The sequence below is a fragment of the Micromonospora sp. B9E7 genome (assembly GCF_039871815.1).
Taxonomy (GTDB): Bacteria; Actinomycetota; Actinomycetes; order Mycobacteriales; family Micromonosporaceae; genus Micromonospora.
Window position 1 is genome coordinate 1 of record NZ_JBDPLX010000020.1, and the last position, 20,166, is coordinate 20,166.

The window sequence follows — 20,166 nt, forward strand, 5'->3', positions numbered from 1 at the left end:
GGGGGCGGGTGGGTGGGGTTAGTCGTTGGATTTGTCCCTGATGGACTTTGCTGGGCCGGTTGCTGAGGTGGACTGATCGCTGGTGCCGCCGCCCATCGGGGTGCTCAGGCCGCCGGTGGTGGCGTCGCCGTTGGTGGTCGGGGCGGCCTTGCCCGGATGCCGTTCGGGTTGGCGGGCCACTCGGCGCACGCTCGCCGGCCCGGCGGTGCCACCGGTGGTGGTCACCGCGCCCTGCCCACCGACGGGGCCGCCGTCGCGCAGCACCTGTGGGTCGATCCGTTCCTTCGCCGGATCGAACGGGTCGTCGCGCTGGATCTGGCTCTCCACATCGGTGCGGGGCACGGTCACCTCGTCGAGGGCGCCCTTGCCGTACACGCCGCCGGCGATCCGGTCCTCGGCCTCGCGGGCGGCGTTCTGCCGCATGTCGTCCTCACGCACGTCCATCACCTCGCAGAAGCTGTGGAACTGACTGCGTGCCCGGTCACCGGCCAGCCAAACCCGACCTGACCAGCGGTCGTCCACGGCGGTTCACCGTCGCGCCGTCCGCTGGCCGCCTTCCCGCCGCGCGAGATGTCCATGCTGTCCGGCGACCGGTGGGAGATGCCCGCCGGCAGGAGGGGATGACAGCGTGCGCACAGTACGCCGTACCGCCGTCGCGGCTCTGGTGGCCGCGACGGTGACGACCGGGCTCGCGGTGCCCGCCCAGGCGAAGCCGCGACCGGACCGGACATTCGACGTGCAGGCCCACCGGGGCGGCCTGGGGCTGCGGGTGGAGAACACCCTCGCCTCCTTCGGCAACGCCCTCCAGCTCGGGGTGAGCACCCTCGAACTGGACGTGCAGATCACCGAGGACGGTCAGGCCGTCGTCACCCACGACCGGAAGATCAGCGGCGCCAAGTGCGTCGACACCACCCCGGTGACGCCCGGCGACCCGGAGTTCCCGTACGTCGGGAAGTACATCAACACGCTGACCCTGGCCCAGGTGCGCTCGTTGGACTGCGGGTCGAAGACGCTCGCGGACAAGCCGGGACAGGTTGCCGCCCCGGGTGCCCGGATGCCGTTGCTGCGTGAGGTCTTCGCGCTGGTCAACCGCTACCGGGCGAAGGACGTGAAGCTCAACGTCGAGACCAAGGTCGAGGCCGGGGCGCCCACCGAGACCGCGCCCCGCGAGCAGTTCGTCCGGGTCACCGCGGCCGAGATCCGCGCCGCCGGCCTGCTCAAGCAGGTCACCATCCAGAGCTTCGACTGGGGCGCGCTGATGCGCATGCGTCAGGTCGAGCCGAAGCTGCCGCTGGTCGCCCTGACCAACTACGACTTCCTGCAGACCGGCAAGCCCGGCGCCTCGCCGTGGCTGGGTGGGCTGGACATCGACGACTTCGGCGGCGACCCGATCAAGGCGATCCGCAGCTTCGGCGCCAGCGCCTTCTCGCCGGTGCACGGGATGCCGCAGAACGGCACGGTCACCGACCCGGGCTACCAGCCGTACGTCACCAAGGAGATGGTCGCCCAGGCGCACCGCTACGGGATCAAGGTGATCCCGTGGACCGTCGACGACGTGCCGACCATGGCCAAGCTCATCGACGACGGCGTGGACGGCATCATCACCGACTACCCGGACCGGTTGCGCGGCCTGCTGGCGCAGCGCGGCTACCGGCTGCCGAAGGCGTACACGTCGCCGTTCGACATCCAGGCGCACCGCGGCGGTCGGGCCACCCGGCCGGAGAACACCCTGCCGGCGTTCGCGAACGCGCTGTCCAACCGGGCCATCTCGACGCTGGAGCTGGACACCGGTGTGACCGCCGACGGCAAGCTCGTGGTGCTGCACGACCGCACGGTCAACGGGTCGCACTGCGTCGACACCAAGCCGGTGCGCCGCGGTGACCGCATGTTCCCGTACGTGGGCAAGCCCGTGCACGAGCTGACCCTCGCGCAGCTCAAGACCGTCGACTGCGGCACGAAGACGCTGCCGGAACTGCCCGCGCAGGTGCCCGCCCCGGGTGCCCGGATCCCGACCCTGGACGAGGTCTTCGCCCTGGTGAAGGCGAGTGGCCGCAGTGACATCGGGATGAACATCGAGACGAAGATCAGCCCGGTGGTGGACGACACCGAGCCGTACCGCAGCTTCACCCGCAAGCTGGTCGACGCGATCCAGCGCGCCGGCTTCACCAACCGGGCCACCATCCAGTCGTTCGACTGGCGCACCATCACCTACGCCCGCCAGCTCGACCGGCGGATCGGCACGGTCGCGCTGGTCTGGCAGTACGGCCCGGCCGAGTGCGCGACCCTCGCCGACGAGTGCTCGTTGCAGGCGGCGTACGGCAACCCGTCGGTGAAGAGCCCGTGGACCGGTGGGCTGGACTGGTGGAAGTACCAGGACCTGGGCAAGCTGACCCGGGCCGCCGGCGCTGGCACGGTGTCGGCCAACTGGCAGGTTCACGACCCGAAGCAGGGCACTGTCGCCTCGGCCGACTGGTACCTGCGGGAGAACCCGGCATACTTCCACGGACCGGACGTCCGGACCCTCCAGACGCGGGACGACCTGAAGGTGATCCCGTACACCGTCGATGACGCCACGGTGATGCAGCGGGTCATCGACCTCGGCGTCGACGGCATCATCACCGACGACCCGGACCTGTTGGTGAGCGTGGCCATCCGCAACGGCCTGCGCTGACCCGCTCGACACCCGATCGCCGGCCGGATTTTTCCGGCCGGCGATCGGTGTTACCTGCTCCGGGGCCTCGGGTAGTCGGGGGTTGTCCCCGCCACGAAAGCGAACCGTGCCGTGGCCGAAACGCGGTAGCGGGGCGAGGGAAGGCTACGACTCATCGCATCCTGAGGAGGACCAGATGAGCACGCAGGCTGCTTCCACCCGGCCGATGAACCGGCCCATGAACGACCCGCAGAACCCCGCGTCGATGCGGGACATGCAGACCCAGCAGATGCCGTCCATGCGGGACGGGCACCGAGACCCGATGCCGTCGCCGGGTACGGAGACCAAGCAGGCGTTCCTGACGACGGAATTCTGGGTCTACGCCGCCGCGGTCGCGCTCGTGGTCATCGCCGCGTTCTGGAAGGGCACCACCGCCAACGGGCTGAACATCAACAACCCGAACCAGGCGTGGCTGTTCCTGACCATCCTGACCGGTGGTTACCTGCTCAGCCGTGGTCTGTCGAAGGCCGGCTCCGCACGCCGGTCCGGCCGGGAGCGCAACAAGCACTGACGCGTCACGCGAAGAACAGTGGCCTCCGGGAGGACTCCCGGAGGCCACTGTCGTCGCTTGTCGACCCGCTACTCGTCGCCACCGAAGTCGCCGAAGTCGCCCTCGAACGCGTCCTCGATCATCTCGCCGGCGATCATGCCGCCGGCGACACCGAGCGCCGCGCCGGCCACCATGCCACCGACGCCCATGCCGCCACGACCGTGGCCGTGGCCGTGGCTCGGGCCGTACTGCGAGCGGAGGCTGCCGTAGCGGGACGTGGTCTCGCGCAGCCAGCCGTCGACGACCTGCGCCCAGTCGACGCGGTCGACGTCGGCGTGCGACACCTGGTAGCGGCCGAACGCGTCGTGCCCGGCGCTGAGGAACCCGCCGCGCTTGTCGCACTCCAGGATGACCTCGACGCCGCGCTGGCTGGTCACGAAGGTCAACTCGACCTCCCGGATGGTGTTCGCGTACTGCGGGGAGGCGAAGAACTCGATCTCCTGGTAGAACGGCAGCGTCTGCTGGACCCCACGGATGTGACCGCGCTCCAGGTCGGCACTCTTGAACTGGAACCCGAGCCGCTGGAACGCCTCCAGGATCCGCTCGTGCACCGGCAACGGGTGCACCGCCACCTGGTCCAGGTCGCTCTTGTCGACCGCGCGGGCCACCGCCAGTTCGGTACGCAGGCCCATCGTCATGCCGCGCAGGCGCTGCCCGTACACGTCGGTGATCGGGGTCTCCCACGGAATCGGCAGCTGGAACGGGATCGAGAGCTGCTGCTTCGGGGCGAGCTGCAACGGGCCGCTGACCACCATCCGGTGGAACTCCATCGTGCCCGCGTACTCGGTGTCGTGTCCTTCGACCTCGACTCGGGTGACCAGGCCGATCACCACCTGCTCGATGGCGGCCTCGGCGTCGCCACCGACGAGGTTGACCTGCCCGTCGAGGGTCAGGCCGGGCCGGGTGTTGGGGTTGGTCAGCACGGTGTCCACGCTGGGACCGCCCACGCCGAACGCGCTCAACATCTTCTTGAAGACCATCGGAACTCCTGTGCGACAGCCGACCGATCCAGGATGGAGTCGGACGTTGACTCGAAGGGCACCCTATCCAGATGCCCTGTGAGGTGGCTGTGAAGCGCGCCGGCGCGGTGGCTTTCCGTGCCAGATCGCCGATATGGCGGTATTCGTCGCGCGGGATACCGCCAGATCGGCGAATGCGGCCACCGAGCATGGATCAGGTCCGGGATCGAAGCCGTCGAGCAGCGGCAGCAGCGACGGGTCCGCCAGGTACGCGGCGGCCTGGAAGGTGAACGTGTGGACCTCGTCCTGCGCGAGCAGATCGCGTACCAGGGGAAGCGCCCTCGGGTCCCGCCGTCGGGCCAACCCCCGCGCGCCTTCTTCGCGTACCTCTGGGTGGGTGTCCTGGGTGCGGTCCCACAGCGTCTGCCGGACGGTGTGGCCGTCCGCGGTGCTCACCCAGCCCAGGCCGAGGGTGGCCCACTCCCGGACCTGCGGGTCGGAGTCGGCGCACAGGTCGACCAACACCGCCTCGCCGGCCGCCACCGGAGGATCATCGAGCACCGCCGGCACGGCGACCGCGACCTGAAAACGCACGTCGGTGTCGGGGCTGCCCGCGAGGGCCACCAGGGTCGGCAGGGCTCGGGCGTCGAAGGTGTTGCCGAGGGCCCGCGCGATCGACCAGTGCACCTCGGGGTCGGGCTCGTGCTCCGCCAGCAGGATCAGGGCGGTCGCCGCCTCCTCGCGCACGTCCATGTACAGGCTGCTGGCCAGGCCGAGCAGGTCGCAGGCCGCCGCGCGAACCACACGCTCGGGATCGGAGAGCTTCTCGACGGCCAGCCCGACGGCCTCCGCGCCCGAGTCGGTAAGGCGGCGAAGGAGGTCAGACCCGTCGTCGGAGTCGGAGTCGACTTCGCCCGACTCGACGACGGCACGCAACCGCTGCACCGCCTGGTCGAACAACTCCGCCACCTCATGCGACTCCACCGCCGGATGGTGCCACGCGCACCGGTCGGCGGCGGGGTCTTATCTCGCCATGATCGACTCGGTTTCATGGAAAACGCGGTGTCCCAAGGCGCCTGGGACACCCCGGCTTCCTTGCAGCCGAGTCGATCATGGCACCCGGGGCGGGTTCAGCCGATGACCTCGGCGCGCAGCCGCTCGGCGACCTCGTCAGGCGACGGCATGGCGGCGATCTCGGCGCTGAGGCGGCGCGCCGCCTCGGTGAACGTCGGCTCGTCGAGCAGCCGGCGCAGCGCCGCCGCGATGGCTGCCGGGTCGGCCTGGCCGGGCATCAGCGCGAGGCCCGCCCCGGACGCCGCGACCCGGTCGGCCTGGAAGAACTGGTCAGCACCCTGGGGTACGACCACCATGGGGATGCCGCGGGCCAGCGTGCCGAGGGTGGTGCCGGCGCCACCGTGGGAGATGACGGCGCTGACGTTCTCCAGCAGCTGCGCGAGCGGCACGAAGGGGCTGAACTCCACCCGGTCGGAGTCGAGCTGGTAGTCCTCCGGCTTGCCGTCGAGGCCGAGCGTGGCCAGCACGTCGACGTCGACGTCGGTGAGGGCCCCCAGCAGTGGGCCGACGACGGCGGGGTCGGCGAAGACCGTACCGAAGCTCACCAGGACCCGGGGCCGGCCACCGGCCGGTGGGGTGCCGCCACCGGCCGGGACGTCGGGCGACTGGTGGGGCTCGGGTCGCAGCGCGATCCGCTCCACACCGGACGGTACGGCGAAGTTGTCGAACTGGAACCCGGGCGGGCAGGTGTCCAGCAGCCACCGGCCGGCGGGGGTGTGCTCGGGTGCGGGCAGCCCGCGCTCCTCGTAGCGGGAGCGGACGACTGCGGTGAGGGCGTCGGTGAACTCGGCCGGCACCGACGGTCCGAAGGCGAGGGTCGCCAGCGGTACGCCGAGGCTGGTGGCGACCAACGGTCCCACGAAGTCGACCATCTCGCTGATGATCAGGTCGGGTTGCCAGCTCTTCGCCTGCGCCAACGCCTCGTCGGCGGTCAGGTCGACCCGCACACCGGCGAAGAACTCGGCGACCGCCTCCGGGGTGGGCTCGGTCGCCGGGTTGAGGCCGAGCTTGCGCCCCACCTCGGCGAAGAGCACGTCCGGCATGGGGCCGGCCGGCAGCACCTCGATCCCCTCGGGGGCGATGAGCGGGGTCATGCCCGCGGCGGTGACGACGGCGACTTCGTGACCCTGGCGACGGAACGCGCGGGCCAGCGGGAGGAGCGGGAGGAAGTGCCCGAAAGCAGGCACATTTGAGAAGAGGACTCGCATAGTCATCAGAATACTCTTCTGATGAACACCCCCGTATAGTGCCCTGATGGCCGCAGCTCACCCCCGCGCCAGCCGGCGCCAGGAGAGCGCCGAGCAGACCCGCAAATTGATCTTGGAGTCGGCCCAGCACCTGTTCCTCGCCCAGGGGTACGCCACGACGACCATCAACGACATCGCCGCGCGCGCCCGAGTGGCCGTGGCAACCGTGTACACCAGCGTCGGTGGCAAGCCGACCCTGCTACGGGCACTGATCGAGGCGGGTGTCAACGATCCCGAGACCACCCGCAACGTGGCGGCCGTCGCGGTCGCCACCGATCCCCGGGAGGTCCTGCGTCTGATCGGCGCCGGGACCCGGTACGGCCACCAGAACCACCACCAGCAGGTACGCCTCATGAAGGCCGCCGCCGGCATGACCCCGAGCGCGGCAACCGTGGCGCGGGACGCGGCGGCGACCTACCGGCAGGCCCTGCGGGTCGGCGCGGTCCGCCTCGACGAGCTGTCCGCCCTGCGGCCGGGCCTCACCGTCGAGCAGGCAACCCAGGTGCTCTGGTTCTACTTCGGCCTGCACTCCTGGCCACAGCTCGTCGACGAAGGCGGCTGGTCGTACGACGAGGCCGAGCGTTGGCTGGTCGAACGGGCCGCCGAGGCACTGCTCAGTCCCTAGCCGAACTCGCCGACCTTGACGCCGAGGACGAACGCCGCCCACCCGTCGGCGGGGTAGACGAGGGTTGCCGCGGCACGATCCTTGCTGTCCCGTACCGCCACTCGACCGGAACCGTCCAGGACGGGCCCCGCCTCGACGCAACTGCCGCCGTTGCTGTTGCTCCGGGTGCTGACGTGCCAGGCCACCGCCGGCAAGGCTGCACTCATGGCAGTTCCTCCTTGATCTTCGCGATCAGCTTGGCCGCCTCGCGCTGATCCAACGCGACATCACGAAGCCGATCGTACGCAAGGGCGTAGCGCTTCGACTTGGGAGATTCCATGAAGCGGCGCCCGCCCAGCGTCTCGGCATACGCAACCTCTGGGTATGGCTTGGGCATCCTGAAGAGCACGAAAGAGCCATCGAGGCCGGCATGCAGCCCGACTCTTGATGGCATCACACGAATATCGATGTTCGGCTGGCTGATCAGCTCACCCAGGTGGTGGAGCTGACCACGCATCACGGCAGGACCGCCGACAGGTCGGCGCAGCACGCTCTCATCGATGATCGCGGCCACACGGACGGTCGGCTCCCGTGTCAGCACGCGTTGGCGGTCAATCCTGAGTTGCAACCACTTGCCGACCGAGAAATCCGTCGACGCCTCCCCCTCCGCGTTACGGATCACCGCCTCCGCGTAGGCCGGCGTCTGCATGAGGCCTGGCATGAGGAAGGCATCCCAGGAACAGATTCGCTCCGCCCTGCTTTCGAGCCAGGGGAAGTCGATGAACGAGGCGTCGACCAACTCGTCGTAGTCGTCGTCCCACCGGTCCGTTCGCCAGGCATCCTCGGCGAGCTGGATGAAGCGATTCCGCTCGCGCCCATCGTGCTCGCCGTAGAGGTCGAGAAGGGACACCACTACACCTCGCCGAAAAGGCCACTCGGCACGCTCCCATCGAGCGATCGAGGAGAAGTCGCGCTCCAGGAACTCGGCGGCCTGCTTGAGCGTGATACCGCGATGCTCCCGCAGTTGCCGCATCTGCTGGCCGAGCCACTGGGCCCGCAGTGTCTGCACGAACGATTCACGCCTGGCGGGCATAGTTCCCCTCTTCTCGCGGACCCTCGAAACGAACTTCGTTGGTGTCGTTGCACCAATACCGAAGCCACTGGAAATGTGGCCTCCGGGTGAGGGTGATCGCCGGCCCCCGGGGACGCCCGGTGCAAACACGGCAACCGCGGCTGTGCCAACAGCCGAGAAGGTGACGAGAGACGGCCTCGCGAGTGGCAGTCGCATACCGGGCTCTCGTCGGGTCTCAACTGGAGCGTCGGGATGTGCGAATCCCGGCTCCGAACCGACTTGACGAATAACTACCACGGGAAAGGGCGCTCCCGCGACCCTGACCCGCCCGCCGATTCACGACGCGCGAGGTGATGAATGACCCGAGGCACGCTCTACGACGGCACGCTCCACGGCAGCGCTCGGCTGGCGCGGCTGCATCCGAGCCAGGTCCGCGACCGGCAGTTCCCCGTCGTCGGTTTCGGCCGACGAGGGCTGGACCCCCGGGAGGTACGACGGTTCCTGCACCGCGTCGCGTTGGAACTGGCGACGCTGCACCACGATGTCGCTCGACTGAGCGAGGAGAACGCGCGGATCAAGCGGGCGCTGCGCGACTGGCAGACCGCCTGGTCCGAGCGGCGTCAGGCGTGAGCCCGGGCTGGGAGCACCAGTACAGCGGGCTCTTCACACCGCTGCCGCGATTCGCCGTCGAGGCGTACACCGAGACGGCGGAGCCGACGCCCCGGTACGTGATCCATCTGCCGGTGGTGGTCGCCGACCTGGTCGGGGCCTTGGACCTGGCCCGGACGCTTGCTCGCGTGCTGGCCTCGATGCCGCAGATTGACGCCGGCGGCATCACTGTCTCGGCCGAGGACGCGCAGCACGTACGGCACTGGGTGTTCTGCGACCGCGTCCTGCCCGACCGCCACCGGTGCGCGCGGCAGGCCGACCACGACGAAGCCTGCTCGCCCGTCGACGATCCCTAGATCGACATCTACCCTCGTGGACGATGAGAACGGGGAGGCGGGCACGTGTAGCCATGGTCGCTGCGGCGGTCGGGCTGCTGGTGGTGGTCGGGTGCGTCACGGCAGTCGTGGTCGCGACGCGAGCCATGCCTCATGCGCTGCCGCATGGTCGACTCGGGTTCCTGGAAACCGCGGTGTCCAGGTGACCGGGACACCCCGGTTTCCAGGAAGCCGAGTCGATCAAGGTTTGGGCACGCGCGAGGTCGGGCTTCTAACCAACCTCCACGACGACCAGTTCGCCGACCTGTTCGCCGATCGTGGTGCGGGCCTCGGCCGGCAGCCCGCCGTCGGTGATCAGGACGTCGGCGGCCTCCAGTGGGGCGATGGTGGCGATGCCGATCGTCTCCCACTTGGTGTGGTCGGCGAGCACCACGAGCCGGCGCGCGGCGCCGATCAGGCATCGGTTGACCCCGGCCTCCAACAGGTTCGGGGTGGTGAAGCCGGTGCGAGGGCTGAGCCCGTGCACACCGAGGAAGAGCAGGTCGACGTTGAGCGCGCTGATCGCCGCCTCGGCGACCGGCCCGGTCAACGCGTCCGACGGGGTACGGATGCCGCCGGTCAACACGACAGTCTGGTCGGCGCGCGGGTTCTGGTAGAGCGCGTCGGCCACCGGGATCGAGTTGGTCACCACGGTCAGCCCGCGTACGTCGGAGAGCAGCGTGGCCAGCGCGGCGGTGGTGGTGCCGGCGGAGAGCGCGATGGCCATCCCCGGCTCCACCATCCGCGCGGCCCGCTCGGCGATGGCCCGCTTCTCCGCCTGCTGCCGGATCGACTTCGCCGCGAAGCCGGGTTCCTCGGCCGAACCCGGCCCGGCGAGCGTCGCGCCGCCGTGCACCTTGTCCACCAGGCCGCGCTCGGCCAGCACCTCGAGGTCACGCCGGATGGTCATGTCGGACACGCCGAATCGGCTGACCAGGTGACTCACCCGCACACCACCGCGCTGGCGGATCAGATCGAGGATGGCGGTCTGCCGCTGCTGGGCGAGCATCTGCGGAACCTCCTTCACGCCGTGGCCGTCGTCGGGGTCAGGCCTGATCGTCGGACCGATCCTCGCGGACGACCGCCACCTCACCGGCCGGCACCGTCAGCTCACCGGCACACCGCGCGCCGGTCAACAACTCGACGCCGCGCACCGGGATGCGTGCCGCCGACTCGGTGTGGTTGAGAACGAACAGCCAGGTGCGATCGCCGTCGCGTCGGCGTACCACCTCCACGCCCGTCGGTGCCGGCGCGGCCGGTCGGACACCGGCCTCGTCGACGAGCCGGGCGACCAGCCGGTCGGTGGCCGGCTCGTCCAGGCGGGTGCCGACGTACCAGGCGGCGCCGTCGCCGACCCGGTGCCGGGTCAGCGCCGGCACACCCGGCAACGGCCCATCGGTGTACGACGCGAGCACCTCCGCGCCCTCGGCGTGCAGCCACTCGGTCCACACGTCAGCGGTGCTCCCGTCGTCCAGTCGGATCTGCTCACCCTCGCGCAGCGGGAAGAACTCCTCGGTCCGTACGCCGAGCAGCTCACGGAACGCGCCGGGGTATCCGCCCAGCCTGATGTGGTCGTTGGCGTCCACGATGCCGCTGAAGTAGGTGACGGCCGCTGTGCCGCCGGCCTCGACGTAGCGGTGCAGGGCCTCGACGTCGGCGTCCCGGACCAGGTAGAGGGTCGGCGCCAGGACCAGCCGGTAACCGCTGAGGTCGGCCGACGGGTGGACGACGTCGGCGGTCACGCCGGCCCGCCACAGTGCGCCGTACAGGGCGTTCAGCCGATCGCTGTAGGTCACGTCGACGCTGGGGTGCGAATCCAGCTCGACGCCCCACCACGCCTCCCAGTCGAACAGGATCGCCACGTCGGCGTCCACCCGGCTGCCGCGTACCTCGGCGAGGGCCTTGAGGTCCGCGCCGAGCTGGCAGACCTCGCGGAACACCTTGGTGTCCGGCCCGGCGTGCGGCACCAGCGCGGAGTGGAACTTCTCCGCGCCGGCCCGGGAGGCGCGCCACTGGAAGAAGAGCACCCCGTCGGCGCCGCGGGCGACGTGCGCCAGGCTGTTGCGGCGCAGCTGCCCGGGCAGCTTGGCCACGTTGCGTGGCTGCCATTGGACGGCGCTTGTGGAGTGCTCCATCAGCAACCACGGGTCGCCGCCGGCGACGCCCCGGGTGTGGTCGGCGGCGAGCGCCAGCCCGAGGTGTGCCTGCGGGTCGGCCGCGGTCAGGTAGTGGTCGTTGGAGACCAGGTCCACGTCGTTCGCCCAGGACTGGTAGTCCATGTGCTTGACGCCCATGCCGATCATGAAGTTGGTGGTGATCGGCTGACGGACCAGTGCCCTCAGCACCTCGCGTTCGGCGCGCAGTTGGGCGCGCAGCTCGTCGGAGGAGAAGCGCAGGAAGTCCAACTGCTGCGTGGGGTTGGCGAAGGCCGTCACCGTGCGAGGCGGGTTGATCTCGGCCCAGTCGCCGTAGCGCTGACTCCAGAACGCGGTGCCCCAGGCGTCGTTGAGCCGGTCCAGGTCGCCGTAGCGCTCGCGCAGCCAGCCGCGGAACGCCTCGGCGCTGACGTCGCAGTAGCAGTGCGCGTTGTGGCAGCCCAACTCGTTGGAGACGTGCCACATCACCACGGCGGGGTGCTCGGCGTACCGGCCGGCGACCGCGCGTACCAGCTCCAGTGACCGCTCCCGGAACACCGGGGAGCTGGGGCAGTACGCCTGTCGTCCACCCGGCCAGAGGATCGCGCCGTCGGCCCGGCGGGGCAGCGTCTCCGGGTGTGCTCGGGCCAGCCAGGGTGGCGGGCTGGCGGTGGCGGTGGCCAGGTCGACCTGAATACCGCCGTCGTGCAGCAGATCCAGCGCCCGGTCCAGCCAGCCGAACTCGAACCGGCCCGGCGTGGGTTCCAGCAGTGCCCAGGAGAAGATGCCGACGGAGACCAGGTTGACCCCGGCCCGGCGCATCAACTCGACGTCTTCCGACCAGGTCTGCTCGGGCCACTGCTCGGGGTTGTAGTCGCCACCGAAAGAGATGCTGTCACCGTGCCATTGCCGCATGACAGCTGAGGGTGCACCGGGTCGAGCACGCAAGTCAACAGGTTCCAACATCGACTTTCTTTCCAACGTTTACCTCGTAACGGCCGTGTCACGACTGGGTTATCAGAGGCGAACATCCCTCTTGACAGTGGCCTGCGGACGAGTAGCTTGATGCCCCAATGGCCGTTCGTGTTCGCCAATGTGGATTCTCGGTGGATCCCGATGTGTGATCACGACGACGGATTCGCCTTCACCACCCCCTGATGGCCCTTGGACTAGCACCTCTTCATCCGCAGGAGGCACAGATGTCCCGTCCCCAATCCCAGGCCGAGTACCTGGCTCGGCTCGTACCGCCCTCCGTTGCCGGCCTCAACCGGCGCTCGCTGCTGGCCGGCGCGGCCGGCACCGGAGCGCTGCTCGGCACCAGCCTGCTCGCCGGCTGCGGCGACGACTCCGGCTCCGGCGGGTCCACGAAGGACGTGTCGCTCGGTTCGAACCAGTCCGACCCGAAGCCCAAGGACGTCCTGGTCAAGGTCACCGACGGGTTCAAGACCTCGTCCGGGGTCCAGGTCGCCATCAACACGGTCGACCACAACACGTTCCAGGAGAACATCAACAACTACCTGCAGGGCAAGCCGGACGACGTGTTCACCTGGTTCGCCGGCTACCGGATGCGCTTCTTCGCCCAGAAGGGTCTGGCCAGCGACATCAGCGACGTGTGGAGCAAGCTCTCCGGCTACTCCGACGCGTTCAAGAAGGCATCCACCGGCGACGACGGCAAGCAGTACTTCGTCCCGGCGACGTACTACCCGTGGGCGGTCTTCTACCGCAAGTCGGTCTGGCAGCAGTACGGCTACCAGGTGCCGAAGACCATCACCGACTTCACCAACCTCGGCGCGCAGATGAAGAGGGACGGGCTGATCCCGATCGCCTTCGCCGACAAGGACGGCTGGCCGGCGATGGGCACCTTCGACATCCTCAACCTGCGGATCAACGGCTACCAGTTCCACATCGACCTGATGGCCGGCAAGGAGGCCTGGACCTCCGACAAGGTCAAGAAGGTCTTCGACACCTGGGCGGGTCTACTCCCCCTGCACCAGCCGGACAGCCTCGGGCGCACCTGGCAGGAGGCCGCGCAGTCGTTGCAGCAGAAGAAGAGCGGCATGTACCTGCTCGGCCTCTTCGTCGGCCAGCAGTTCAGCAACGAGGAACAGGACGACCTCGACTTCTTCACCTTCCCCGAGATCGACCCGGCCATCGGCGCCAAGGCACTGGACGCCCCGATCGACGGCTACATGATGGCCCGCAAGCCCAAGAGCGCGGACAACGCACGCAAGCTGCTGGAGTACCTCGGCGGCAAGGAGTCCGCGGACATCACCCTCACAAACGACCCGGCCATCCTCGTCGCCAACAGCGGCGCGAACGTCGGCGGCTACACCGCGCTGCAGAAGAAGGCAGCCGAACTCGTCGGGTCGGCCACCGAGATCGCCCAGTTCCTCGACCGGGACACCCGGCCGGACTTCGCCTCCACGGTGATCATCCCGGCGATCCAGCAGTTCATCAAGAACCCGAAGGACATCAGCGGGCTCGTCTCGTCCATCGAGAACCAGAAAAAGTCGATCTTCACTGACTGACGGCGGAAGGGGGAGGACATCGTGTCCGACCTGCCCCTGATCCAAGCGGATCGCGCCGTGCCGCCGCCGGCCACGACCACCTCCACTGGTGGTCGTCGTCGGCGGCTACGGCTCCTGTCCCGCACCGACCGCGTGGTCATCACGCTGATGGTGCTCGTGCCGCTGCTGCTCGTCACCGGGTTCGTCTGGTTGCCGGCGGCGGCCACCGTGCTGCTCTCCGGCACCAACTGGGACGGCATCGGCCCACTCAACGAGATCGAGTTCGTCGGCGCGCGCAACTACAGCGACGTGGTGAACATCTACCCGCCCTTCGTGCCGGCGGTCCAGCACAACCTGCTCTGGCTGGCGGCGCTCTTCGTGGTCGCCACCCCGTTCGGCATGTTCCTGGCCGTGCTGTTGGACAAGGAACTGCGCGGCAGCCGCTTCTACCAGACCGCGCTCTACCTGCCGGTGGTGCTCTCGCTGGCGCTCATCGGCTTCGTCTGGCAGCTGCTGTACTCCCGTGACCAGGGCCTGATCAACGCGGTGTTCAACAGCAACGTCGACTGGTACGGCGACTCGAACGTCAACATCTGGGCGGTCCTGGTCGCCTCCGGGTGGCGGCACGTCGGGTACATCATGCTGCTCTACCTGGCCGGGCTCAAGGGCGTCGACCCGTCGCTGCGGGAGGCCGCGGCGGTGGACGGCGCCTCCGACGCCCGCACCTTCTTCCGGGTGGTCTTCCCGGTGCTGCGACCCATCAACATCATCGTGCTGGTGGTGACCGTGATCGAGTCGCTGCGCGCGTTCGACCTGGTCTGGGTGGTCAACAAAGGCCGCAACGGGTTGGAGCTGATCTCCGCGCTGGTCACCCAGAACGTGGTGGGTGAGGCGAGCCGGATCGGGTTCGGCTCGGCGCTGGCGACGATCATGCTGGTCGTCTCGCTGGTCTTCATCACCATCTACCTGGCGACCGTGATGAGGGAGAACCGGGAATGAGCGTCGACACTCCGGTCCGTCGGCGCAAGCTGACCCCACTGCGGCTGCTGCTGCACGGCTTCCTCATCGCCGTCTCGCTGGCCTGGCTCTTCCCGATCGCCTGGGCGGTGCTGACGTCGCTGCGCTCCTACGACTACACCGCCGCCAACGGTTACGTGTCGTTCGGCGGCTGGACCTTCGACAACTACGTCACCGCCTGGCGCACGGCGGAGTTCGGGCAACACTTTCTCAACTCGGTCTACATCACCGTGCCGGCGGTGCTGCTGACCCTCTTCCTCGCGTCCTGCGTGGCGTTCGTGATCGCCCGGTTCAGTTGGAAGCTCAACATCGTCCTGCTCGGGGTGTTCACCGCGGCCAACCTGCTGCCCCAACAGGCGTTGCTCATCCCGCTGTTCCGGTTGTTCACCGAGGTGCCGCTGCCGGAGTTCATGAGCGACTCCGAGTTGCTCTACGACAGCTACTGGGGCCTGATCCTGATCAACGTCGCCTTCCAGTGCGGGTTCTGCGTCTTCGTGCTCAGCAACTACATGAAGGCGCTCCCCCGCGACCTCTACGAGGCGGCGATGGTCGACGGAGCGAGCGTCTGGCGGCAGTACTGGCAGGTAACCATGCCACTGTGCCGGCCGGCCCTGGCCGCGCTGGCGACCCTGGAGGTGACCTGGATCTACAACGAGTTCTTCTGGGCCACCGTCCTGATGCGCACCGGCGACAAGTTCCCGGTGACCAGCTCGCTGAACAACCTGCGAGGCGAGTTCTTCACCGACAACAACCTGGTCTCGGCGGGCAGCGTCCTCGTGGCGATCCCCACGCTCGTGATCTTCTTTATGCTCCAGCGGCACTTCGTTCGGGGCCTGACCTTGGGAGCCTCAAAGGGATGACGATCCTGCACCTGCGCCGCGCGCGGACCAGCCTGGTGCTCGACGCGCGCGGCCCGGGGCTGCCCCGGGTCGTGCACTGGGGCGGCGACGTCGGCGACCTCGACGACGACGGCCTGCGCCAGCTCACCGACGCGACCGTACCGCCGGTGGTGCCGAGCAGCTTCGACGAGCCACCCGTGCTGTCCCTCCTACCGGAGGCGAGCGCCGGCTGGAGTGGTCGCCCAGGTGTGGCCGGGCACCGCGACGGCCGGGACTGGTCCACCTCCTTCCGCCTCGACGGGTGGGACGTGAACGACGACGGGCCCGGCGCGGCGGGGCTGAGCGTGCGGGCGTCGGACCCGGCCGCCAGGCTGGCCCTGACCATCGAGATCATGCTCGACCCGCACGGCCTGCTGACCGTCCGGCACCGGCTGCGCAACGACGGCGACAGCGCGTACGAGCTGCGGGAGCTGACCCCGGTGCTGCCGGTACCGCCGGTCGCGACCGAACTGCTCGACCTGACCGGCCGGTGGTGCCGGGAACGGTCCCCGCAGCGGCACCCGTGGCAGCAGGGCGCCTGGGTCCGCGAGGGCCGGCACGGGCGGACCGGGCACGACGCCACCCTGCTACTGGTCGCCGGCACCCCCGGATTCGGCTTCGGCCACGGTGAGCTGTGGGCGGTGCACACGGCGTGGAGCGGTGATCACGTCACCTTCGCCGAGCGCCGGCCCACCGGCGAGTCGACCCTCGGGGGCGGCGAGCTGCTGGCACCCGGTGAGGTCCGGCTCGGCCCCGGCGAGTCGTACGAGACGCCCCTGCTCTACGCGGTCTGGTCCGACACCGGGCTGGACGGGCTCAGCGAGGTGCTGCACACGCACCTGCGGGCCCGACCCGGGCACCCGCGCTCCCCCCGGCCGGTGACCCTCAACGTCTGGGAAGCGGTCTACTTCGACCACGACCTGGAGCGGCTGCGGGCCCTCGCCGACCGGGCCGCGCAGATCGGTGTGGAGCGGTTCGTGCTCGACGACGGCTGGTTCCGCGGCCGGCGCGACGACACCGCCGGCCTCGGCGACTGGTACGTCGACGAGGGTGTCTGGCCCGACGGCCTGCAACCGCTGATCGACCACGTGACCGGCCGGGGCCTTGAGTTCGGTCTCTGGGTGGAGCCGGAGATGGTCAACCCCGACTCCGACCTGTTCCGCGCGCACCCGGACTGGCTGTTGGCCGTACCGGGGCGGCTGCCGCCGGCGTGGCGCAACCAGCAGGTGCTCGACCTGGGCCGCCCCGAGGCGTACGACCACGTGCTGGAACGTCTCGACGCCCTGCTCACCGAACATCCCGGTATCAGCTACCTGAAGTGGGACCAGAACCGGGACCTCACCGAGGCCGGGCACCACGGCCGACCCGGGGTGCACACGCAGACCCTGGCCGTCTACCGCCTCTTCGACGAACTGCGCAGCCGTCATCCGGGCGTGGAGATCGAGAGCTGCTCGTCCGGCGGGGCCCGAGTGGACCTGGCCATCCTGGCTCGCGCCGACCGCATCTGGGCCAGCGACTGCAACGACGCCCTGGAACGGCTCAGCATCCAGCGCTGGACCGGGCTGCTGCTGCCGCCGGAACTGGTCGGCACACACATCGGACCGCGGCGCTCACACACCACCAACCGCGTGCACGACCTCGGCTTCCGGGCGGCCACCGCGCTCTTCGGCCACCACGGCATCGAGTGGGACATCACCTCGATCAGCACCGCCGAGCAGACCGAGCTGGCCGCCTGGGTGGCACTGCACAAGCGCCTGCGCCCGCTGCTGCACGCCGGCCGGGTGGTCCGGGTCGACCACCCGGACCCGGCCGTCTGGGCACACGGCGTGGTCGACGGCGACAAGACCCGAGCGGTGTACGCCGTGGCGCGGCTGGCCACCTCCGCGACGCAGTCCCCCGGCGCGGTCCGGCTGCCCGGCCTGGATCCGGAGCGCCGTTACCGGGTGCGGCCGGTGTCGGACGTGCCGTTGCCGGCGACCATCGACCGGTCCGCACCGGCCTGGCTGGCGGACGGTGTCGTCCTGACCGGGGCGGCGTTGGCCCGGGTGGGTTTGCAGATGCCCGCGCTGCACCCGGAGCAGAGCCTGATGCTGGAGGTCGCCGAGGCCGGCTAGAAAAATCTTTGCCCGGGGTGTCGAGAACGGGGCCGCCTGCTTCTACCTCAGGGTGAGAGCACCGAGGATGGTGCGCAGGTGTGAGGAGCGAGACGATGAAGTACATGCTGCTGATGCAGTTCAGTGCCGCCGGGACCGACTTCCCGAGCATCGACACCTGGACCCCGGCGGAGGTCCAGGCGCACATCGCGTTCATGGGCGAGGTCAACGAGAAGCTCACCGCCGCCGGGGAATGGGTCGACGGGCAGGGCCTCGGCGGTCCGCAGCAGGCCCGGATCGTCCGCGCCGGTGAGGGCGGTGCGCCCGTCGTCACCGAGGGGCCGTTCGCCGAGACGAAGGAGTTCCTCGCCGGGTTCTGGATCGTCGACTGCGACACCCCGCAGCGGGCGGTGGAGCTGGCGGCGCACATCTCCACCGCGCCCGGCCCGGGTGGCCGCCCGCTGAACATGCCGATCGAGGTGCACCCGGTGATGTCCGCGCCACCGCAGGAGCTGTGAACGCTGACCACCGATCCCCGCGTCGAGGACCTGCTGCGCGAACTTGCGCCGCAGGTCCTCGGCGTGCTCGCCCGCCGCTTCGGTGACTTCGCCACCGCCGAGGACGCGGTGCAGGAGGCGCTGCTGGCCGCCGCGACCCAGTGGCCGGCCGAGGGGGTGCCGGACAATCCACGCGGCTGGCTGATCCAGGTCGGCTACCGCCGGATGATCGAGCTGGTCCGCGGTGAGCAGGCCCGACGCCGCCGGGAGGACCTGGTCGCCCGCCGGAACCCGGACGACCAGCGGTACGCGCCGTCCGCGGACGAGGAGTTGACCGCCGAGCGGGACGACACCCTGGTCCTGCTGATGCTCTGCTGCCACCCGGCGCTCGCCCCGACGGCTGCGGTGGCGCTGACCCTGCGCGCCGTCGGCGGACTCGGCACCGCCGAGATCGCCCGCGCCTTCCTGGTGCCCGAGGCGACCATGGCACAGCGGATCAGCCGGGCCAAGCAGCGCATCCGCGCGTCCGGGCTACCGTTCCGGATGCCCGAGCCGGCCGAGCGCGCCGACCGGTTGACGGCCGTCCGGCAGGTGCTCTACCTGGTCTTCACCGAGGGGCATACCAGCACCACCGGCCCGGACCTGCGCCGGCTCGACCTCGCGGCCGAGGCGATCCGGCTCACCCGCGCGCTGCACGCGCTGCTGCCCGACGACAGCGAGTCGGCCGGGCTGCTGGCGCTGATGCTCCTCACCGAGGCACGCGGTCCAGCGCGGACCGGGCCTTCCGGCGAGCTGATCTCCCTGTCCGACCAGGACCGCAGCCGCTGGGACGCAACGGCGATCGCCGAGGGGGTCGCGTTGGTCACCCGGGCTCTGCCGCGTGGGCCGGTCGGCCCGTACCAGGTGCAGGCCGCCATCGCCGCGCTGCACGACGAGGCACCGAGCACCGACGCGACCGACTGGCCGCAGATCCTGGCGCTCTACGAGGTGCTGGAACGACTCGCCGGCAGCCCGGTCGTGGCGCTCAACCGGGCCGTGGCGACCGCCATGGTGCACGGGCCGGCAGCCGGTCTCGCCGCCGTCGACGCGCTGGCCGACGACCCCCGGCTCGCCGGGCACCACCGGCTGCCCGCCGCCCGCGCGCACCTGCACGAGATGGCCGGTGACCGCGAGCGGGCGATCCTGGACTACCGGGCCGCCGCCGCGCGCACGAACAGCCTGCCCGAGCAGCGCTACCTCACCATGCGAGCGGCAAGGCTCGCTGCCGAGCTCGCACCGGCGCAAACCGGGGACTGACCCGGACCGACCGACCTCGACGGATCCCGCCGGCACGGTCGGTGTGGTGCGTGCGTCGCCGGACGGTGGGCGGTCGGCGGTCGGCGGTCGGCGCGGTCCGCCGAGGAGACGAGCATGGCGTCCCCCGGACTGCCTATGGAGCTGATGTCGTAGACGATTCACCCGCCCGCCGAACATCCACGCTCGACCAGGACGCCCGATCACCGCGCCCACGACGCTTTCCAGCCGCACAGCCCACCGGTGCCCGAAGGGGGTCACCCGGCGGGCCTGGGCGTTCGCGGCCGGCAGCCCGCCAGCGCCGGCCAGTCGCGATGGCAGCGCAAGTGACCTTGGAAAGCGGCCAAACGGTCAAGCAGCCGGGCCGCCGGGCCGCCGGGCCGCCGCGCAGCCGGGCCGCCGCGCAGCCGGGCCGCCGCGCAGCCGGGCCGCCGCGCAGCCGCGCAGCCGGGCTGCCGGGCCGCCGCGCAGCCGGGCATGGATTCACGCCACGAGAGGGCGGCGCGGCTGAATCGTTTGCGACATCAGCTCCAAAGGGGCCCAGTGA

General features: G+C 70.0%; 19 protein-coding genes. 11 read left to right on the top strand and 8 right to left on the bottom strand.

Annotated elements, in window-relative coordinates; translation table 11 throughout:
* Positions 1–18 precede the first annotated feature (18 nt).
* On the bottom strand, positions 19–438 hold the full coding sequence (locus ABGB10_RS25920) for a hypothetical protein (protein WP_347663566.1): 420 nt from the start codon (positions 436–438) through the stop codon (positions 19–21).
* A gap of 190 nt (positions 439–628) precedes the next feature.
* Here ABGB10_RS25920 and ABGB10_RS25925 point away from each other — a divergent pair, with 190 nt between their 5' ends.
* Positions 629–2,671, top strand: a complete 2,043-nt coding sequence (locus tag ABGB10_RS25925) for a glycerophosphodiester phosphodiesterase family protein (protein WP_347663567.1) — start codon at positions 629–631, stop codon at positions 2,669–2,671.
* A gap of 175 nt (positions 2,672–2,846) precedes the next feature.
* Positions 2,847–3,221 carry a hypothetical protein gene (locus ABGB10_RS25930; protein ID WP_347663568.1) on the top strand — a complete coding sequence of 125 codons (375 nt, stop codon included), beginning with the start codon at positions 2,847–2,849 and terminating at the stop codon, positions 3,219–3,221.
* 68 nt (positions 3,222–3,289) lie between these two features.
* On the opposite strand, the gene ABGB10_RS25935 is transcribed toward ABGB10_RS25930, so the two are convergent.
* The 3 genes from ABGB10_RS25935 to ABGB10_RS25945 form a co-directional block, all read right to left on the bottom strand.
* Positions 3,290–4,240: a sporulation protein gene (locus tag ABGB10_RS25935; protein ID WP_347663570.1), complete on the bottom strand. Its 951-nt coding sequence runs from the start codon at positions 4,238–4,240 to the stop codon at positions 3,290–3,292.
* A 63-nt stretch (positions 4,241–4,303) separates the two neighbouring features.
* Positions 4,304–5,203 (bottom strand): HEAT repeat domain-containing protein, encoded by a 900-nt coding sequence (locus ABGB10_RS25940; protein WP_347663571.1) that lies wholly within the window; start codon positions 5,201–5,203, stop codon positions 4,304–4,306.
* Between the two features lie 146 nt (positions 5,204–5,349).
* On the bottom strand, positions 5,350–6,507 hold the full coding sequence (locus ABGB10_RS25945) for a nucleotide disphospho-sugar-binding domain-containing protein (protein WP_347663572.1): 1,158 nt from the start codon (positions 6,505–6,507) through the stop codon (positions 5,350–5,352).
* Positions 6,508–6,547: 40 nt separating this feature from the next.
* On the opposite strand from ABGB10_RS25945, the gene ABGB10_RS25950 reads away from it, so the two are divergent.
* Positions 6,548–7,165, top strand: coding sequence for a TetR/AcrR family transcriptional regulator (locus tag ABGB10_RS25950; RefSeq protein ID WP_347663574.1), 618 nt, complete (start codon positions 6,548–6,550; stop codon positions 7,163–7,165).
* On the opposite strand, the gene ABGB10_RS25955 is transcribed toward ABGB10_RS25950, so the two are convergent.
* Both ABGB10_RS25955 and ABGB10_RS25960 read right to left on the bottom strand, forming a co-directional pair.
* Positions 7,162–7,371, bottom strand: coding sequence for a DUF397 domain-containing protein (locus ABGB10_RS25955; RefSeq protein WP_347663575.1), 210 nt, complete (start codon positions 7,369–7,371; stop codon positions 7,162–7,164). The genes ABGB10_RS25950 and ABGB10_RS25955 overlap by 4 nt on opposite strands.
* A complete protein-coding gene (locus ABGB10_RS25960; protein WP_347663576.1) occupies positions 7,368–8,237 on the bottom strand; it encodes a helix-turn-helix transcriptional regulator in 870 nt (289 codons plus the stop codon). The genes ABGB10_RS25955 and ABGB10_RS25960 overlap by 4 nt, the downstream gene beginning before the upstream one ends.
* 336 nt (positions 8,238–8,573) lie before the next feature.
* Between ABGB10_RS25960 and ABGB10_RS25965 the strand changes: the two genes are divergently transcribed.
* Both ABGB10_RS25965 and ABGB10_RS25970 read left to right on the top strand, forming a co-directional pair.
* Positions 8,574–8,846 (top strand): DivIVA domain-containing protein, encoded by a 273-nt coding sequence (locus ABGB10_RS25965; protein ID WP_347663577.1) that lies wholly within the window; start codon positions 8,574–8,576, stop codon positions 8,844–8,846.
* Positions 8,847–8,944: 98 nt separating this feature from the next.
* Positions 8,945–9,181, top strand: coding sequence for a hypothetical protein (locus tag ABGB10_RS25970; protein ID WP_347663675.1), 237 nt, complete (start codon positions 8,945–8,947; stop codon positions 9,179–9,181).
* Positions 9,182–9,431: 250 nt separating this feature from the next.
* On the opposite strand, the gene ABGB10_RS25975 is transcribed toward ABGB10_RS25970, so the two are convergent.
* Entirely contained in the window at positions 9,432–10,208 is a 777-nt protein-coding gene (locus ABGB10_RS25975; RefSeq protein ID WP_347663676.1) for a DeoR/GlpR family DNA-binding transcription regulator, read from the bottom strand.
* A gap of 37 nt (positions 10,209–10,245) precedes the next feature.
* Entirely contained in the window at positions 10,246–12,249 is a 2,004-nt protein-coding gene (locus ABGB10_RS25980) for a beta-galactosidase (protein ID WP_347663578.1), read from the bottom strand.
* A gap of 284 nt (positions 12,250–12,533) precedes the next feature.
* Between ABGB10_RS25980 and ABGB10_RS25985 the strand changes: the two genes are divergently transcribed.
* From ABGB10_RS25985 to ABGB10_RS26010, 6 genes are all read left to right on the top strand, one after another.
* Positions 12,534–13,862, top strand: coding sequence for an ABC transporter substrate-binding protein (locus tag ABGB10_RS25985; RefSeq protein ID WP_347663580.1), 1,329 nt, complete (start codon positions 12,534–12,536; stop codon positions 13,860–13,862).
* Positions 13,863–13,883: 21 nt separating this feature from the next.
* Positions 13,884–14,840, top strand: coding sequence for a sugar ABC transporter permease (locus ABGB10_RS25990; protein WP_347663581.1), 957 nt, complete (start codon positions 13,884–13,886; stop codon positions 14,838–14,840).
* Positions 14,837–15,718: a carbohydrate ABC transporter permease gene (locus ABGB10_RS25995; RefSeq protein ID WP_347663582.1), complete on the top strand. Its 882-nt coding sequence runs from the start codon at positions 14,837–14,839 to the stop codon at positions 15,716–15,718. The genes ABGB10_RS25990 and ABGB10_RS25995 overlap by 4 nt, the downstream gene beginning before the upstream one ends.
* A complete protein-coding gene (locus ABGB10_RS26000; protein WP_347663583.1) occupies positions 15,715–17,850 on the top strand; it encodes an alpha-galactosidase in 2,136 nt (711 codons plus the stop codon). The genes ABGB10_RS25995 and ABGB10_RS26000 overlap by 4 nt, the downstream gene beginning before the upstream one ends.
* 95 nt (positions 17,851–17,945) lie before the next feature.
* Positions 17,946–18,347: a YciI family protein gene (locus ABGB10_RS26005; protein WP_282261540.1), complete on the top strand. Its 402-nt coding sequence runs from the start codon at positions 17,946–17,948 to the stop codon at positions 18,345–18,347.
* A gap of 3 nt (positions 18,348–18,350) precedes the next feature.
* Entirely contained in the window at positions 18,351–19,622 is a 1,272-nt protein-coding gene (locus ABGB10_RS26010; protein ID WP_347663677.1) for a sigma-70 family RNA polymerase sigma factor, read from the top strand.
* Positions 19,623–20,166 lie beyond the last annotated feature (544 nt).

Excerpts from the sequence above, each read along its gene's own strand:
- ABGB10_RS25930 (WP_347663568.1), top strand. The coding sequence starts at position 2,847 with ATGAGCACGCAGGCTGCTTCCACCCGGCCGATGAACCGGCCCATGAAC.
- ABGB10_RS25935 (WP_347663570.1), bottom strand. The coding sequence starts at position 4,240 with ATGGTCTTCAAGAAGATGTTGAGCGCGTTCGGCGTGGGCGGTCCCAGC.
- ABGB10_RS25945 (WP_347663572.1), bottom strand. The coding sequence starts at position 6,507 with ATGACTATGCGAGTCCTCTTCTCAAATGTGCCTGCTTTCGGGCACTTC.
- ABGB10_RS25950 (WP_347663574.1), top strand. The coding sequence starts at position 6,548 with ATGGCCGCAGCTCACCCCCGCGCCAGCCGGCGCCAGGAGAGCGCCGAG.
- ABGB10_RS25955 (WP_347663575.1), bottom strand. The coding sequence starts at position 7,371 with ATGAGTGCAGCCTTGCCGGCGGTGGCCTGGCACGTCAGCACCCGGAGC.
- ABGB10_RS25960 (WP_347663576.1), bottom strand. The coding sequence starts at position 8,237 with ATGCCCGCCAGGCGTGAATCGTTCGTGCAGACACTGCGGGCCCAGTGG.
- ABGB10_RS25965 (WP_347663577.1), top strand. The coding sequence starts at position 8,574 with ATGACCCGAGGCACGCTCTACGACGGCACGCTCCACGGCAGCGCTCGG.
- ABGB10_RS25975 (WP_347663676.1), bottom strand. The coding sequence starts at position 10,208 with ATGCTCGCCCAGCAGCGGCAGACCGCCATCCTCGATCTGATCCGCCAG.
- ABGB10_RS25980 (WP_347663578.1), bottom strand. The coding sequence starts at position 12,249 with ATGCGGCAATGGCACGGTGACAGCATCTCTTTCGGTGGCGACTACAAC.
- ABGB10_RS25985 (WP_347663580.1), top strand. The coding sequence starts at position 12,534 with ATGTCCCGTCCCCAATCCCAGGCCGAGTACCTGGCTCGGCTCGTACCG.
- ABGB10_RS25995 (WP_347663582.1), top strand. The coding sequence starts at position 14,837 with ATGAGCGTCGACACTCCGGTCCGTCGGCGCAAGCTGACCCCACTGCGG.
- ABGB10_RS26000 (WP_347663583.1), top strand. The coding sequence starts at position 15,715 with ATGACGATCCTGCACCTGCGCCGCGCGCGGACCAGCCTGGTGCTCGAC.
- ABGB10_RS26005 (WP_282261540.1), top strand. The coding sequence starts at position 17,946 with ATGAAGTACATGCTGCTGATGCAGTTCAGTGCCGCCGGGACCGACTTC.